Source organism: Metabacillus sp. cB07 (genome assembly GCF_016839225.1).
In the GTDB taxonomy this organism is placed as follows: Bacteria; Bacillota; Bacilli; order Bacillales; family Bacillaceae; genus Bacillus_P; species Bacillus_P indicus.
Window position 1 is genome coordinate 798,457 of sequence record NZ_CP069296.1, and the last position, 15,855, is coordinate 814,311.

The following is a 15,855-nucleotide window of genomic DNA, read 5'->3' on the forward strand; positions in this document are numbered from 1 at the left end:
TAATCTCCTCTAATTTAATCAGACATTCGTCTAAATTAAAGAATATCATTTATTGTCGCATATTGGAAAGCGGGAGACGGTTTATTCCTGCTGTAAAGCTAACGGATTAAATATAATTTTGTATCACATTTCCCCAAAAAAAAAACGCCGTAATGGCGTTTTTTTACAAATGATTTACAAATCATCAAATCCGTTGTCAATGGAGTTGACTTTCGTATACTGTCTTGACTTCTGCTCGAAAAAATCTGATTTGCCGAGGTCTACTTCCTCGTAAGCCTTGATCCATTTCAGCGGGTTTGTCCGGTTTGCTTCAAACGGACGATCAAATCCCAGCTGATTGCATCTTACGTTTGCATAAAACTTAATATAATCTTCCACATCCTGCATATGGATGCCGTCGATTTTGTTCCCGATAATGGTGCGTCCCCACTCGATTTCAAGGGAGGCTGCTTCTTTAAAGGTTTCCTGAACGAATGCTTCCAGCTCAGCTGTATGATACTCTGGATATTCGCGGAGAATTTCCTTGAAAATTTTCACAAACAGATCCACATGAATTTGCTCATCCCGATTAATATAGTTAATCATCGTGGATGTGGCGACCATTTTCTGATTGCGTGCGAGGTTATAGAAATACGCGAAGCCTGAATAGAAAAAGAGCCCTTCAAGAATGACGTCATACACAATCGATTTCAGCAGGTTCAGCACATTCGCTTCCTCCGCAAACGCCTGATAGCCGTTTGTCACAAATTCATTTCTCTTCCGCAGCGTCGGTTCGCTGCGCCAGTATTCAAACACTTCATCCTGAACATGCTTTGGAACGATGCTTGATAAAACATATGAGTAGGAATGGTTGTGGATGACTTCCTGCTGGGCGAGCATAATCATCAGGGCATTGATGCTTGAGTCTGTGATATACTCCGCTACTTTTCCGGCATAATCAGTCTGGATGCTGTCAAGAAGGGCGAGAAGGCCGATGATTTTAAGAAATGCCTCCTGTTCGTCACCTGAAAGTTCGGGAAACTGTTTTATGTCCCCCGACATGTTGATCTCAAACGGCGTCCAGAAATTGGAGAGCATTTTCTTGTATTTTGCATAAGCCCAGGGATAGGATACGTCGTCCCAGTTTAAAACATTGGAGCTCCTTCCATTAATGACGGAAGTTGAACGGTTTGGTGCAGAAGCGTCCATGATCGGACGCGCGTTCAATGAATGTGTCATATACGATCTCTCCTTTATCAGCTTGCGCAGGATTCGCAGTCTTCGATATCGCTTGATGTTGACCGGACGTAGTAAGTGGTTTTAAGACCCGCTTTCCATGCTGTCAGGTGCAGGTCGAGCAGCTCTTTTGCTTTTATGGTGTTGCGGACGTAAAAGTTAAATGAGACAGATTGATCGATGTGCTTTTGTCTGGCTGCGTTCTGTTTAATGCTCCACATCTGGTCAATCAAATAGGCTGACTTATAAAACCAGGTGGTTTCTGCATTCAAGTCCGGTGCAGTAACAGGTATTTTGTAGTCTTTTTTCTCTTCAGAGTACATTTTTTGAAAAATAGGATCGATGCTTGCCGTGCTTCCCGCGAGAATCGATGTTGAAGCATTCGGGGCAACGGCCATTAAATATCCGTTTCGGATGCCGTTTACTTTAATCTTTTCTGAAAGCTCATCCCATGGCATAGAGTCAGATGTATAGTTTCTGTTCTTAAAGTAGTCGCCGGTATGCCAGCCTGAACCTTCAAAGACAGGATAGGCGCCTTTTTCTTCAGCAAGCCTCATGCTTGCCTGAATCGTGTAAAAGGCTATTTTTTCATAGAGTTCATCTGCATACTGAACGGCTTCTTCGTCTTCCCAGCGCAGACGCTTAAGAGCAAGAAGGTGGTGCCATCCAAAGGTTCCGAGGCCGACTGCACGGTACTTTTTGTTTGTGAGCTTAGCCTGAAGAACGGGAATGTCATTTAAATCGATGACGTTATCGAGCATTCTGACCTGAACGTGGATCAGCCGCTCAAGCACATCATCTGACACAGCGCGGGCAAGGTTGATGGAAGAGAGGTTGCACACAACAAAATCTCCCGGTGTTTTAACAGTAATGATTTTGCCGTCTTCTGTATACTGTTCATCCATTGTTGTCGGGCTTTGGTTCTGAGTGATTTCTGTACAGAGATTGCTGCAGTAAACCATTCCTTTATGCGCATTGGGATTTTTCCGGTTCACTTCATCCCGGTAAAACATAAAGGGGGTCCCTGACTCAAGCTGGCTTTTCATAATGCCCTTCATAATGTCAATTGCAGGAACGGTAGTTTTTGAGAGTTCCGGATGATTGGCGCATTCCCAATATTTTTCGCGGAACGACCCTGCGCCTTTTTGCTCATCATAATAATCTTCCAAGGAGTAACCCATGACTTTCCGAACTTCATGAGGGTCGAACAAATGCCACTCTCCGCGGTTTTCAGCCTGTTCCATGAAAAGGTCCGGCAGGCAGACGCCGGTGAAGAGGTCATGTGTGCGTAAACGCTCATCCCCGTTGTTCAGCTTGGAATCAAGGAAGGAATAGATATCCTTGTGCCAGACGTCGAGGTAAACGGCGATCGCGCCTTTTCTTTGCCCGAGCTGATCCACGCTTACCGCCGTATTGTTCAGCTGCTTCATCCACGGTATGACACCGGACGATACTCCTTTAAAGCCTTTAATATCACTCCCGCGGCTGCGGATTTTCCCGAGATAAACGCCGATGCCTCCGCCTGATTTTGAAAGATTGGCAATGTCTGTGTTGCTGTCGAAGATGCCCTGCAGACTGTCATCAACTGTATCAATAAAACAGCTGGACAGCTGTCCGACAGGCTTTCCTGCGTTCGACAATGTTGGTGTTGCAACGGTCATATACAAATTGCTGAGTGCCCAGTAGGCTTCTTTTACAAGCTGAAGTCGGTGTTCCGTGTCTTCCTTTGCCATCAGCGTCATGGCGATGACGAGGTACCGCTCCTGGGGAAGCTCATAAACCGACTTGTCATAATCTCTCGCAAGATACCGGTCAGAGAGTGTCCGGAGCCCAATGTATGTAAAAAGCTTGTCTTTGTCGTGATCAATGACATCCGAAAGCTGCTCAATTTCTTCTTCGGAATAAGAGTCAAGAAGGTGCCTGCTGTAGATGCCTTTTGCCGTAAGGGTTTTAATCAGCGACAGAAAGGTGCCGCCGCCTGATTCCCTGTTATATGCCGCTTCTTTATACAGCTTTTTAAGATAAATCCGGGCACAGAAAAAGGTCCATTCCGGCTGAAGCTCACTGATATTTGAGAGTCCTTCGAGAATAAGAAGGTTGGTTACCTGAGAGGCAGAACAGACAGTCCGGCCTTCCATGCTTTGAACAGCTCTTTCGGTGTATGTATGGAGGTCAAGCTCTTTAAAATCTTTTCCGGTTTCAGAAATAAAGTCAGTCAGCCGCTGCGGTGAGAACGGGGCTTTTTCGTTTGTCAGTTCGTTTACGATGACGGTAGTCATTTTGGTTGCCATAAGACATCCTCCTCATTTATAGTTCAGATTTTCCGCATATTAAACGGTCAATGATCTTTCAGGAAAAAAGCTGCGAAAATCAAAAAAACCGCCCATGAGAACATGAGCGGATCAAACGATAGAATAAGAGGGTGCACGCATCCCTGTTACTGGCCATCGTTTCATCTCCTCAGTCCCCGAAGAATTCGAAACTTCTGCAAATCTAAGGCAGGTCTCCTGACTTGTGATCATTCTGCGCTGAGTCCTTCCCATACATTTCTCTCGTACAGTGGTATTCCCAGTTCGTCACACTTACAGTTGCGGGGACAGTTCCGGATTTGCACCGGATTCCCTTTTAAGCCAACATGTTGGCACCTTGATTCGCTGATTATTTCAATATGTGGTATGTAGTTTTAGTAGTAAAATCAATATGTTGTGTTATTTGATATTCTCATCATAAATGACATGGGTTATAATTTCAACTGAAATCTATGAAAATGTCGAAAGAAAAATAGAAAACCATTTTACAGTTCAGCGTGTTTCATCATACCATAGGTTAAAGGGAAGGTTACACTAAGTCTTATAAAAAGGAGATTTATCATGTACATACTTGTTAACGGCGAATATAAAAAGCGTGATGAAGTAGCGATTGATCTTGAAGACAGGGGCCATCAGTTCGGTGACGGGGTTTACGAGGTCATCAGGGTATATGATGGGGCATTTTTTGCGATGAAGGAGCATATGGAGCGGTTCATTCGAAGCGCAGAAGAAATCAAAATCGACCTTCCATATACGATAGGGGAGCTGACAGGTCAGCTTGAAGAACTTCTCCGCCTGAATAAGACAGAAGACGGCGGTATTTATATGCAGGTAACAAGAGGAGCTGCCGCAAGAAAGCATCTGTTTCCGGGCAAGGATACGCGTCCTGAATTAACGGCCTATCCAATTCCATGCTCAAAACCGGCAAAAGAGCAGGAGGTAGGGATTTCTCTCAGCCTGCTTGAAGACGTGCGCTGGCTCAGATGCGATATTAAAAGCCTGAATCTGCTGGGTAATGTCCTTGCAAAACAGGAGGCACATGACCGCGGGGCATATGAAGCTCTGCTGCACAGAAGCGGCATGATTACAGAGGGGTCTTCCTCCAATTTCTATGGGGTGAAAAACGGAAGTGTGTTTACGCATCCTGCGAATAACCTGATCCTGAATGGTGTTACGAGAATGAAAGTAGAAGAGCTTTGCAGACAGAACGGAATCGAGTTTCTGGAAGAAAGATTGAGCACTGAAGGTCTTGTCTCTCTTGATGAAGCATTTATCACATCTACGACCAGTGAAGTGATTCCTGTCATAAAGGTTGATGAAGGAAAGATTGGAGAAGGAATTCCAGGCCCGGTCACAAGAAAGCTTCAAAAGCTGTTTGATGAACTGATCGCAAAAGAAACGAAAGTGGTCGAGAAATAATAAAAATCCCGCCTGGTTTAGGCGGGATTTTCTGCTAGAGTGTATGTTTCCTGACAGGCAGGAATCCAAAAAGGACAGAAAACAATGGAGACAGGTAGAGAAAGAACGCAAATGGCAGGTACGCTATGACGTCCACACCGAGTGTCTGCGCAAAAAAGGCTCCGCTTACTCCCCAGGGAATAAGGGGATTGATCAGTGTTCCGGCATCTTCAAGGGATCTTGATAAATATTTCTTTTCAACGTTCAGTTTTTCATAGGCCGGTTTAAACGACTGACCGGGAATGAGTATGGACAAATACTGCTCTCCAGTTACGAGATTAACTCCGATTGAAGAAGAAATAGTTGCAAGGATCAGCTGCCCTTTGACTTTAATTCTCTCAATCAATCCGTTTAATAAAGTCTGGATCAGCTGCATTTTATCCATCAATCCGCCTAAAGCAAAGGCGATCATAATCAGCGAAATGGACCACATCATAGACTGAAGCCCGCCGCGGTTAAGCATTTGCTGGACGGTTTCCTGCTGAATATCAAACGCTGTTCCATTTTGCAGAACGGCTAAGAAACCGGAAAGATTTGTCCCGTCCTGAATGAGGAGACCTGTGATGCCGGCCGTTGCAATGCCTGCTGCAAGAGCAGGAATAACAGGAACCCGTGAGATGGCAAGTCCAATCACAATCAGAGGAGAGATCAAGGTCCATGGACTGATTGTGACGTGCTCTTTCATGACCGTCATAATTTCCTTAATGTTATCAAGTGTTGCTCCGTCAGCAGAAAGAGTTGTCCCCATATACCAGAAAAGTGCTGCTGTTATCGCATAAGCGGGAATCGTCGTTTGTGCCATATGGCGGATATGAGTAAAAATATTGACTTCAGCCACACCTGAGGCAAAATTCGTTGTATCTGACATCGGCGACATTTTATCCCCGAAGCATGCCCCGCAAATAACAGCCCCTGCAGCCCATTCAACGGGAACTCCTGCGGCAATGGCCACTCCCATAAGAGCAACTCCGACTGTACTGACCGTTGTAAAACTGCTGCCCACAAGACTTGAAATAATGGTGCAGCATAAAAGAGTCAAAATCAGGAGGTACGCGGGATCTATGATGGACAAAGCGGCCATCATGACAGTAGGTATGGTTCCGCTGAACATCCAGGCTCCAATAAGAATCCCGATTAAAGCAAGAATAATAATAGGCTGAACACCGGATTGAATGCCTTTTACAATCCCGTCCTCAATTTCCTTCCAGGAGTACTTATAAAGAATGGCTGCGCCGCTTAGAAAAACAAGGCAAAGCATCAGCGGAAGATGCGGTTCTGTTTTTAAGTAAAATAAACTGATGAAAATAATGCCGATCATCGATAAAAATAGAATCACTGAACCAGTGAATGAAAGTGATTTTGATTGACTCATAAATTGAAATTCCTTCCTTTTATACTTAAACGCTTTTATGCTTTTGTGCATAAAAGTATTATATCAGTCTATTGATCTATGTCAACTGGTGATAAAAGTAAATGGAACAGGATTAAGCAAGGGACGAAAAAACCCCTGAAACTTTGTTTGTGTCAGAGGTTTTTAAGTGTTTAGCTCTCAAAAAAACGGATGCTTAAAAAAGCACCCGTTAGCACATTTATTTTGCAATCAGCACTGAAATATTTGACTGATGATGCACTTTATCGCTTACTCCGCCGAAAAGCAGTTTTTTAAGGCCGCCTGAATCACTGTTGCCCATAATGATGAGGTCAGCTGCATGTTCATCGGCAAATGAAAGGATGGCATCTGCCGGGGAGCCTGACAGAATCTCAACGTCTCCGGTTGCCTGGTTCTCATCAAGCTTCATTCGAATCCTCGACGAGACCTCATCAGAATGGTCGAAGTGGTCATTTTTAGGCTGATCATCAAACTGGCGTGCCGCATCAGGGGCAACCGGATAGTTCTGAAGGTTATCAGTCAGGTAACCGTTTGCAGGAGCACTCGGAATACCGGGTCTGACGCCTCCAGTATTCATGGCATGCTCTGCCTGATAGACGTGAACAACAGTTAATCGTGTTCCGAGCTGCTTGCTCAGCTGAATTCCTTTAGTTAGAGCTGCTGAACTTTCATCCTGTCCGTCATAAGCTACTACAATGTGGTGAAATGTATCCAAGTTCATTCATTCCTTTCTTTTGGCAGATGATTTCATATTTTTGAAATACCCTGATATTTCCTTGGGAAAACGTTCATCTGTCAGAAATTTAGCTTAGGCGGACAGATTTTTTCATAATTAGGCGTACACCTGTTGTAATTGGGGTAATAAAAGATAGGATTTATTTTTCTATATCAGGGGGTTATCCATGTTTAAGTCACTATTTTCCATAAAGGGTGTGTTCATGAAACTGCTCATCTTCGTGCTGCTTTCAGTCATCCTTGTCTTTATGGTGCACAACTCAGTTATTGCATCGCAGGATGTCAGCAAATTAGAGGAACGAGCAAACGCCCCGACCATTATTTATGATCAAAACGGAGAAATCGCAAGCAAGATCTCAAGCTCCAAACAGGAATGGGTCAAGTATGAAGATGTGCCCGAACACTTTTACGCGGCGCTTCAGGCAACAGAGGACCAAAATTTCTACAAGCATAACGGGATCGATTATATCGGAATTGTCCGCGCTGCATTCAAGAATGTGCTGGCGGGAGGAGTTGTCGAGGGAGGAAGCACGCTGACACAGCAGCTTGCCAAAAATACCCTGCTTACTCACGATCAGACATTTAAACGGAAATTTGATGAGTATTTTATCTCGCAGAAAATTGAAGATGAATATTCAAAGGAAGAAATCCTGGAACTATACGTAAACAAAGTTTATTTCGGAGAGGGTGCCTGGGGACTTAAGCGGGCTTCAAAAGTATATTTTGGAAAAGAGCCTGCAGATCTGACCCTGAACGAATCAGCGATTCTTGTCGGTCTGATTAAAGCCCCGACGAATTATTCACCAGTCAAGAATATGGAAAAGTCTCTCGACCGGAGAGACGTCGTTCTGAAACTGATGAAAGAAGAAAACGTGATTACTGAAGAAGAAATGAACGAAGCGAAAAAGGAAAAAGTCGTTCTTGAAAGAAAAGAACTGGATCAATATAAAGGCCGCTACCCTTCGTACGTAGATCACGTAATTGAAGAAGCGATCAAAAAATACGGATTGACGCAAAATGAAATCCTTGCCGGCGGGTTTGAGATTCATACCGAACTGCGCCAGGACATGCAGTCATCGATCGAAAATGTGTTTAAAGATGATGCGAACTTCCCTGACCTGGGAGGAGATCAGCTGGTGCAAAGCGGTGCCGTTCTCCTGAACCCTAAAACAGGAGGAGTCCAGGCGCTGATCGGCGGCCGCGGAGAACATTCATTCAGGCAATTCAACAGGGCTACACAGCTGAAGAGGCAGCCGGGTTCGACGATGAAGCCGATTTCGGTTTACACGCCCGCTCTTGAAAACGGAATGACCGTTAATTCCAAGCTTGAGGATAAACCTCTGGATATTGACGGATATCAGCCAAAGAATTTTGATGGATCGTACCATGGCGAGGTTACCATGTATGAAGCTTTAATAAAGTCTCATAATGTGCCCGCTGTCTGGACATTAAACGAAATAGGCGTGGCTAAAGGTGTAGATGCAGCCGAGCGCTTCGGACTGCCGATTACCGAAAATGACCGCAACCTGAGTCTTGCACTTGGAGGACTTGATAAAGGGGTTGCACCGCTTAACATGGCCGAAGCCTATTCCGCTTTTCCAAATGACGGCACGCGCGTAGAAGCTCATGCGATCACGAAAATTGTTGATGTGCAGGGCAACACCATTGCGGAATGGAAAAAGAAAGAAACAGAAGTAACGACTAAAGAAGTAGCTCAAACGATGACACACATGATGCTTGGGGTTGTCAAAGAAGGAACTGGTAGAAAAGCTGCTCTCGAAAAGCATGAGCTTGCGGCGAAAACAGGGTCCACCCAGCTTGGCATCGACGGCATCGATGGGACTAAGGACCAATGGGTTGTCGGATATACACCGAACGTAGTTGGTGCGCTATGGCTCGGCTACGATCAGACAGATGAAAATCATTACCTGAAAACATCAAGCAGTGCAACAGCTGCACCGCTTTATAAAGTCATTATGGATGCAGCCCTGAAAAACGAAAAGCCTGAAGACTTTAAACTCGCTCCAATAAAGAAAGAAGAAAAGAAACCCGTGAAGAAAAAAGATACGGGCAAAGAGGAAAAAGAAAAGAAACGGGCTGAAGAAAGAAAAAAAGAAGCTGACAAAAAGGCAGAACAAGATGCCAAAGCAAGAAAAGAAGAACAGGAACGGCTGAAGCAGGAAGAAAAAGCAAAAGCCGATGAAGAAAAGAAACAAGCAGAAGAGAAAAAGCGCCAGGACGAAGAAGCTAAAAAAGCAGCACAAGAAGAAGCGAAAAGAGCAGAAGAAGAGGCGAGGAAAGCAGAAGAAGAAGCACGAAAAGAAGAGCAGATAAGAAAAGAAGAAGAAAAGAAAAAAGAAAAAGAAAAGCCGGCTGAGCCGCCAGCTGAGGAACCGGAAGAGCCAGCCGAGCCAAGTGAGCCGGCCGAACCGGAAGAACCGCCAGCTGAACCTGCTGAGCCTGCCGAACCTCCGGCAGACAGCGGAGGCGGTTAATATCAGACCGAACAGGGAGACTCCTGTTCGGTTTTTTTGCATGTCATGTGGAATAAAGCCATCAAACCGAAAAATGAGCGGCTTGATGGCACTGAACAGGCAGAATAGAACCATCAAAACCGAAAAATGATCGGCTTGATGGCACTGAACAGGCGGAATAGAACCATCAAAACCGAAAATGAGCAGCTTGATGGCCCTAAACAGGCAGAATAGAACCATCAAAACGAAAAATGAGCAGCTTGATGGCACTGAGCAGGCAGAATAGAACCATCAAAACCGAAAATGAGCAGCTTGATGGCCCTAAACAGGCGGAATAGAACCATCAAAAGCGTGAATCAAAAGCTTGATGGTTCTAAAAGGTCGTAATAGAACCACCAACATCATGAATCAAAAGCTTGGTGGCACTAATCAGGCGTAATAGAACCATCAAAAGCATGAATCAAAAGCTTGATGACACCAGCTCCCGTCACAGCCATCACAAAACAAAACGAAAAACTAAACACAACAAAAAACCGCATCCTTATAGACGCGGTTCTCAAAACTCTCTATCCTAAAACATTGGCATAATATACGTAATTAAAAACCATATAATTCCGAAGAAAATGACAAGATATGCTGTGTATTTAATAAAAGTGGCGCCAAGAAGGCTGTTGTTTGTCTTATGCTCTTCTTTTCGTTCAACATTCACTTGTTTGTGCTCAGACATAAGGTTCCTCTCCCTTATTGGTTTTTATAGGATAACGTTAAGCAGCCAGCCGATAACGACGATTGCTCCAATTACGATTAAAATAGTTCTGATCATGGCAGCGGTCTCCTTTTCTGTGGTGGATTGAAAACAGGGTGTTCTGACATTATCTTTTGTAATATCCCTGCAGCTTTATACCTTTACTTTTTCAGCTGTATTCAGAAAGCTTGATGTAAAGCGTGATTCTGTTGAGCAGATGTCATCCATTTCAGCAAGAAGCTCGCTTGGACTTTCACCGTCAATTAAAACTTTTATCTGCTTTGAGCTTGACGTCATAAGAGAGAACGTTATCAAAGAAGGAAGTTTTGAAACATCCACAATGCTTCGTCTTCCAGCTATGAAATACACCTTCCCGCTATAATTTTTGGCAAGCTGATTCAAACTGATCAGCTGGTCCATTCTGAATGGATTCTGAGTACAAAGACTTGTGGATACTAACTGGCTCATCATGTTCCTCCTTTGATTTTCCTATGTCGTTTGATAGTGTTCTTTACCTTATTTTTAAGATGTTGAAACCTTTCTTTATAAAAATGAGAAAAATAGCGAAAAATCTTAATTGACAAAATAATGAAGCAAATGGTAATCTATTTTAGGAATAATATCAAGAAATTGGCAAAGGAGGGGTACAACATGAAAAAGTTCATTGCACGTCAGTTCGATCGCAAAAACCGTTTTTATGCAGCCCCGCCTTGCCTTACGGCTATTTAGAGTTTTATCTCTAAATAAAGATAAGAAAAAGGCACGGGGTATGCTGCACTGTATACTCATGTGCCTTTTTATGTTTGTGTAAAAAGGCAGATCTCTAAACAGAGATGTGCCTTTTTTATATTTTTTAAACAAAAAGAAGGAGGAAATGAAATGAATGTTTGGGTAAGCAAAGCTGAAAAGCGCGTGAAGAAAGGCGATCCGGAAAGCGGCTAGTCACTTAATAGGAAGTTTTAGGGGAGATGAAAGCATGTTTGCAGTTTTAGTGAAATTAGGATGGTTTTTTAAGAAGTACTGGAAGCGCTACACAGCAGCGATTATTCTGCTTCTCGTTGTAAATGTTCTGGAGATTATTCCTCCAAAGCTTCTCGGGAACGCGATTGATGATATTCAGACAGGGAATTTTACGAGTGATTTGCTTGTGGAGTACATTGTCTTATTCATCGGTCTTGGTGTACTTGTCTATTTTTTATCATACTTCTGGATGTACAGTTTATTTGGCGGAGCTCATCTCGCTGAGAGGATTTTAAGATCCAAGCTGATGGGCCAGTTTTTGGTCATGACTCCGCGTTTTTATGAAAAAAACAGAACAGGTGATTTAATGGCCCGGGCGACAAACGATTTAAAAGCGATATCGACTACAGCCGGCTTTGGAATCCTGACACTGGTTGATTCAAGCATGTTCATGCTGACGATCCTTTTGACAATGGGGATTCTCATCAGCTGGAAGCTTACGTTTGCCGCCATTCTTCCTCTGCCGATCATGGCAATCGCCATGGGAATCTACGGAAAGAAGATTCACACGCGGTTCACGGCTGCTCAAGATGCCTTTGGCGATATGAACGATCAGGTGCTGGAATCAGTGTCTGGAGTAAGGGTCATTCGCGCATATGTTCAGGAACAGGCTGATGTGAACAGATTCAACGAATTGACTGATGATGTATACAAAAAGAATGTTCATGTAGCCAAAATTGATGCCTTGTTTGAACCTACGATTAAGCTGCTTGTCGGCATCAGCTACTTGATTGGTCTCGGATACGGAGCGTACCTTGTTTTCCATAATGAAATTACACTTGGTGAACTGGTTTCCTTCAACGTTTACCTTGGCATGATGATCTGGCCGATGTTTGCGATTGGCGAGCTGATCAATATTATGCAGCGCGGCAATGCCTCGCTGGACAGAATTAATGACACTCTTTCCTATGAGCCGGATGTGAAAAATGCCGATCATCAGGTGCAGGTAGGTTCGCCTAAATCCATTGAGTTCAAAAATGTCACATTCCGTTATCCATCATCAAATGTGGGGAATTTAAACGCCGTCAGCTTCTCGGTCAAGCGGGGAGAGACAATCGGGATCGTCGGCAAAACCGGCAGCGGCAAGACAACGATTGTCAAACAGCTTTTGAGACAATATCCTTCAGGAAGCGGCGAGATTTTGATATCCGGTGTTCCGATTGAGAAGATCCCTCTTGAAACGCTGCAGCGGTTTATCGGGTATGTCCCGCAGGATCATGTTCTTTTTTCAAGAACGGTAAGAGAGAACATTCTTTTCGGGAAAAAAGACGGATCAGATGAAGAACTGAACAAAGCCATTGATCTTGCGTTTTTCAGAAAAGATCTTGAGATGCTTCCAGAGGGGCTGAACACGCTCGTCGGAGAAAAAGGAGTCGCGCTGTCAGGAGGCCAAAAGCAGCGGATTTCCATTGCCCGTGCTCTTCTGATAGATCCTGAAATTCTAATTTTGGATGATTCGCTGTCAGCCGTAGATGCAAAAACGGAAACGGCCATTATCTCGAATATCCGCAGCGAGCGTGCCGGAAAAACAACCTTTATTACAACGCACCGCCTGTCTGCGGTTGAGCATGCGGACTGGATTATTGTCCTTGATGAAGGAAAAATCATCGAGGAAGGCAGGCACGAATCGCTGCTTGCCAAAAACGGCTGGTACAAGGAGCAATTTGAACGCCAGCAAATTGAAGCTGAAAATGAAGGCGGGGTGGGAGCATGAGCACAGGAAAGCGATTATTCCGCTATGCAGCCCTTTATAAAAAAACGCTGATCGCAGCTCTTCTGATGCTTACGGTTGCCGTAGGCGCAGAGCTGACCGGTCCTTTTATCGCCAAGAAAATGATTGATGATCATATTCTAGGCATCGAAAAAACATGGTATGAAACAGAAAAAGGAGAGCAGACGGCTGCCTATAAAGACTCCTTTTATAAACGGGAAGATTATTTTGAGCCGGGTGAGGAAAAAGGGGAAGAAGTGCACATTCTTCAAGTGCAGCGGGATTATTATTTTATCCCCGGCGAGCTCCAGTTTGACGGAGAACGCAGAGCTGAAGGAAATACAGTCACCATTTCAAAGGGAGAGCAGTCCGAGTCCTATCAGGGAACGAAGCTGTCTTCTAAAGAGCTGTTTGCTTTTTATGAACCGGAAATCGGGGGGCTGCTGACGTTAATTTTTGTCTATTTCGGCCTGCTTGTTTTTGCCTCATTCTTTCATTACGGACAGCGGTATTTTCTGCAGGTTACATCCAATAGGATTATCCAGAAAATGCGCCAGGATGTTTTTGCCCATATTCAGAGACTGCCGGTCGTCTATTTTGACAACCTTCCTGCAGGAAAAGTCGTCGCAAGGATCACAAATGATACTGAGGCGATCAGAGAGCTGTTCGTGGCGGTTCTGTCGACGTTCTTTACAAGTGCGATTTATATTACAGGAATCTTTGTTGCGTTGTTCCTCCTTGATGTGAAACTTGCTTTGATCTGTATGGTCATCCTTCCGATTCTTGCTGTCTGGAGCGTGGTATACAGAAAATATGCATCAGACTACAACCATAAAATCCGGTCGCTTGTCAGTGATATTAATGGAATGATTAACGAATCCATCCAGGGGATGACGATCATCCAGGCGTTCCGGAGACAGGAAGAAACAAAAGCTGAATTTGAAGAGATGAATGATTCGCACTTTCATTATCAGAATAAGCTTTTGAGCCTGAACTCCCTGCTCTCCCATAACATGGTGGGATTTATGCGGAACTGTGCGTTTGTTGCGCTGATTTGGTATTTTGGGGGCGCCTCAATCGGTGTCGGCTCCATGGTATCAATCGGAGTTCTTTACGCATTTGTTGATTATCTGAACCGGCTTTTTCAGCCGATTACAGGCATTGTCAATCAGTTTGCCCAGCTTGAAACAGCACGTGTCTCAGCAGAAAGAGTTTTTACGCTGCTTGATGAAAAAGGGATTGATGTCAGCGAAAAGAAAGAGCCGCGCTACAAGGGTGATGTTACATTTGAGCATGTTTCGTTCGGCTATAAGGAAGGCGAATATGTCCTGAAGAATATTGACTTCCAGGCAAAACAGGGCGATACGGTTGCGCTTGTCGGCCATACTGGTTCTGGAAAAAGTTCGATCATGAATCTTCTCTTCCGCTTTTACGACTGCAAGGAAGGGAAAATCATGATAGACGGAAAAGACATCATGTCGATGCCGCGCCAGACTGTGCGGGAGCATATGGGGATTGTGCTTCAGGATCCGTTCCTGTTTACCGGAACCATTGCCGCAAACGTCAGTCTGAACAACCCTGCGATTTCCCGTGAGCAAGTTGAAAAGGCACTCACTGATGTAGGTGCTGACAAACTCCTGAAACATTTGCCGCTTGGCTTCGATGAACCGGTTATTGAAAAGGGAAGCACGCTTTCATCAGGACAGAGACAGCTCATTTCATTTGCCAGAGCACTTGCATTTGATCCTGCGATCCTGATTCTCGACGAAGCAACGGCGAGCATAGATACCGAAACAGAAGCGGTCATCCAGGAAGCGCTTGAGGTGCTGAAAAAAGGAAGAACAACCTTTATCATCGCCCACAGACTTTCAACGATTAAGAATGCAGACCAGATTCTTGTGCTCGACCGCGGCGAAATTGCCGAGCGGGGCAGCCATGACGAGCTGATGAAACAAAAAGGCAAGTATTATCAAATGTATGAACTGCAGCAGGGAAAACAAAATTCTCTTGCAGGTTAAAAAAGAGCGTCCTTTGCGGGCGCTCTTTTTTGTGTCGATTAAGTTTCAGTAAGCAATTCCAACGCGTTTTTTCACATAAAGATCTTCCGCAAGCACTTTATAGGCAAAATACCCCGTATCTTCCGCAGAAATTTGTTTTCCGTCTTCAGGAAGAAAATCTTCCGCCACTCTGAATTCTTTTGTCAATTGGCCATCCGGCAAATAGGTCGGACACACGACAGTCCATTCCAGTCCTGATTCTTTCAGGGACAAATAGGCATTTAAATGTTCGTTAGCTGCGCGGGTCAGCGTTCTGCGGGACTCGCCGGATTGAAATCTATACAGATCAGGTGACGTTCTTGCCTGCAAAATCCCTGCTGTTCCGATTGTAATAATTCTTTTGATGCCTTCTTTTTTCATAGCTGAAATGATCAGAGGCACAGCAACTGTCAATGTATCATTGCCGTCAGTGCCAAGGCAGCTTACGACTGCCCCGCAGCCGGTCAGCGTTTTTTCGATGCTTGCAAGCTCTCTTGCATTTCCCTCAATAATTTGAGCATGAGCCTCAACTTGCTGAGGATCACGGGCCAGCATCCTCACATGGCGGTTTTCCTCTAAAGCTGTTTTTAAGAAAGCTCTGCCGACTCTTCCGGTTCCTCCGAATAATGCAATGTTCATCGTATCAGTCTCCAGTTCTTTTCTTTTAGTGTACTTTAAAATCCCCTCAGAATAAAACATACACAGCCAAGAACTGGTTACACTAAAAAGGCGAAAACAAATAGATTGACAGCCATATGCAAT

Annotated in this window: 11 protein-coding genes and 1 riboswitch; of the genes, 4 read left to right on the forward strand and 7 right to left on the reverse strand. The window is 44.4% G+C overall.

All coding sequences use genetic code 11. The features are described 5' to 3' along the window. Window positions 1-174: 174 nt before the first annotated feature. Window positions 175-1,218 carry a ribonucleotide-diphosphate reductase subunit beta gene (locus JOJ89_RS04095; RefSeq protein WP_203289654.1) on the reverse strand — a complete coding sequence of 348 codons (1,044 nt, stop codon included), beginning with the start codon at window positions 1,216-1,218 and terminating at the stop codon, window positions 175-177. Between the two features lie 17 nt (window positions 1,219-1,235). Further along, the gene (locus JOJ89_RS04100; protein ID WP_029567288.1) at window positions 1,236-3,506 is read right to left on the reverse strand and encodes a ribonucleoside-diphosphate reductase subunit alpha; all 2,271 of its coding nucleotides are present in this window, start codon (window positions 3,504-3,506) and stop codon (window positions 1,236-1,238) included. A gap of 189 nt (window positions 3,507-3,695) precedes the next feature. Then, a riboswitch (cobalamin riboswitch) is annotated at window positions 3,696-3,878 on the reverse strand. Window positions 3,879-4,085: 207 nt separating this feature from the next. On the opposite strand from JOJ89_RS04100, the gene dat reads away from it, so the two are divergent. Next, on the forward strand, window positions 4,086-4,943 hold the full coding sequence (dat, locus tag JOJ89_RS04105; protein WP_029567289.1) for a D-amino-acid transaminase: 858 nt from the start codon (window positions 4,086-4,088) through the stop codon (window positions 4,941-4,943). Window positions 4,944-4,977: 34 nt separating this feature from the next. Here dat and nhaC read toward each other — a convergent pair whose 3' ends face one another. Next, window positions 4,978-6,354 carry a Na+/H+ antiporter NhaC gene (gene nhaC / locus JOJ89_RS04110; protein WP_203289655.1) on the reverse strand — a complete coding sequence of 459 codons (1,377 nt, stop codon included), beginning with the start codon at window positions 6,352-6,354 and terminating at the stop codon, window positions 4,978-4,980. 217 nt (window positions 6,355-6,571) lie between these two features. Next, on the reverse strand, window positions 6,572-7,087 hold the full coding sequence (locus tag JOJ89_RS04115) for a universal stress protein (RefSeq protein WP_051827417.1): 516 nt from the start codon (window positions 7,085-7,087) through the stop codon (window positions 6,572-6,574). A 187-nt stretch (window positions 7,088-7,274) separates the two neighbouring features. Here JOJ89_RS04115 and JOJ89_RS04120 point away from each other — a divergent pair, with 187 nt between their 5' ends. Further along, window positions 7,275-9,602: a transglycosylase domain-containing protein gene (locus JOJ89_RS04120; protein ID WP_203289656.1), complete on the forward strand. Its 2,328-nt coding sequence runs from the start codon at window positions 7,275-7,277 to the stop codon at window positions 9,600-9,602. 550 nt (window positions 9,603-10,152) lie between these two features. On the opposite strand, the gene JOJ89_RS04125 is transcribed toward JOJ89_RS04120, so the two are convergent. Next, the gene (locus tag JOJ89_RS04125; protein ID WP_168713779.1) at window positions 10,153-10,308 is read right to left on the reverse strand and encodes a hypothetical protein; all 156 of its coding nucleotides are present in this window, start codon (window positions 10,306-10,308) and stop codon (window positions 10,153-10,155) included. 171 nt (window positions 10,309-10,479) lie between these two features. Further along, window positions 10,480-10,797: a hypothetical protein gene (locus JOJ89_RS04130; RefSeq protein ID WP_203289657.1), complete on the reverse strand. Its 318-nt coding sequence runs from the start codon at window positions 10,795-10,797 to the stop codon at window positions 10,480-10,482. A 505-nt stretch (window positions 10,798-11,302) separates the two neighbouring features. On the opposite strand from JOJ89_RS04130, the gene bmrC reads away from it, so the two are divergent. Together bmrC and JOJ89_RS04140 are read left to right on the forward strand one after the other, a co-directional pair. Beyond that, the gene (gene bmrC, locus JOJ89_RS04135; RefSeq protein WP_029567291.1) at window positions 11,303-13,060 is read left to right on the forward strand and encodes a multidrug ABC transporter ATP-binding protein BmrC; all 1,758 of its coding nucleotides are present in this window, start codon (window positions 11,303-11,305) and stop codon (window positions 13,058-13,060) included. After that, entirely contained in the window at window positions 13,057-15,075 is a 2,019-nt protein-coding gene (locus tag JOJ89_RS04140) for an ABC transporter ATP-binding protein (protein ID WP_203289658.1), read from the forward strand. The genes bmrC and JOJ89_RS04140 overlap by 4 nt, the downstream gene beginning before the upstream one ends. A gap of 45 nt (window positions 15,076-15,120) precedes the next feature. Here the strand turns inward: JOJ89_RS04140 and JOJ89_RS04145 are convergent, their stop codons facing one another. Continuing rightward, window positions 15,121-15,732: an NAD(P)-dependent oxidoreductase gene (locus JOJ89_RS04145; protein WP_029283600.1), complete on the reverse strand. Its 612-nt coding sequence runs from the start codon at window positions 15,730-15,732 to the stop codon at window positions 15,121-15,123. Window positions 15,733-15,855: the final 123 nt, after the last annotated feature.

Bases quoted from the DNA above. Each gene is read 5' to 3' on its own strand.
- JOJ89_RS04120 (WP_203289656.1), top strand. From the start codon at position 7,275: ATGTTTAAGTCACTATTTTCCATAAAGGGTGTGTTCATGAAACTGCTC.
- JOJ89_RS04100 (WP_029567288.1), bottom strand. From the start codon at position 3,506: ATGGCAACCAAAATGACTACCGTCATCGTAAACGAACTGACAAACGAA.
- JOJ89_RS04145 (WP_029283600.1), bottom strand. From the start codon at position 15,732: ATGAACATTGCATTATTCGGAGGAACCGGAAGAGTCGGCAGAGCTTTC.
- JOJ89_RS04125 (WP_168713779.1), bottom strand. From the start codon at position 10,308: ATGTCTGAGCACAAACAAGTGAATGTTGAACGAAAAGAAGAGCATAAG.
- dat (WP_029567289.1), top strand. From the start codon at position 4,086: ATGTACATACTTGTTAACGGCGAATATAAAAAGCGTGATGAAGTAGCG.
- nhaC (WP_203289655.1), bottom strand. From the start codon at position 6,354: ATGAGTCAATCAAAATCACTTTCATTCACTGGTTCAGTGATTCTATTT.
- JOJ89_RS04140 (WP_203289658.1), top strand. From the start codon at position 13,057: ATGAGCACAGGAAAGCGATTATTCCGCTATGCAGCCCTTTATAAAAAA.
- JOJ89_RS04130 (WP_203289657.1), bottom strand. From the start codon at position 10,797: ATGATGAGCCAGTTAGTATCCACAAGTCTTTGTACTCAGAATCCATTC.
- JOJ89_RS04095 (WP_203289654.1), bottom strand. From the start codon at position 1,218: ATGACACATTCATTGAACGCGCGTCCGATCATGGACGCTTCTGCACCA.
- bmrC (WP_029567291.1), top strand. From the start codon at position 11,303: ATGTTTGCAGTTTTAGTGAAATTAGGATGGTTTTTTAAGAAGTACTGG.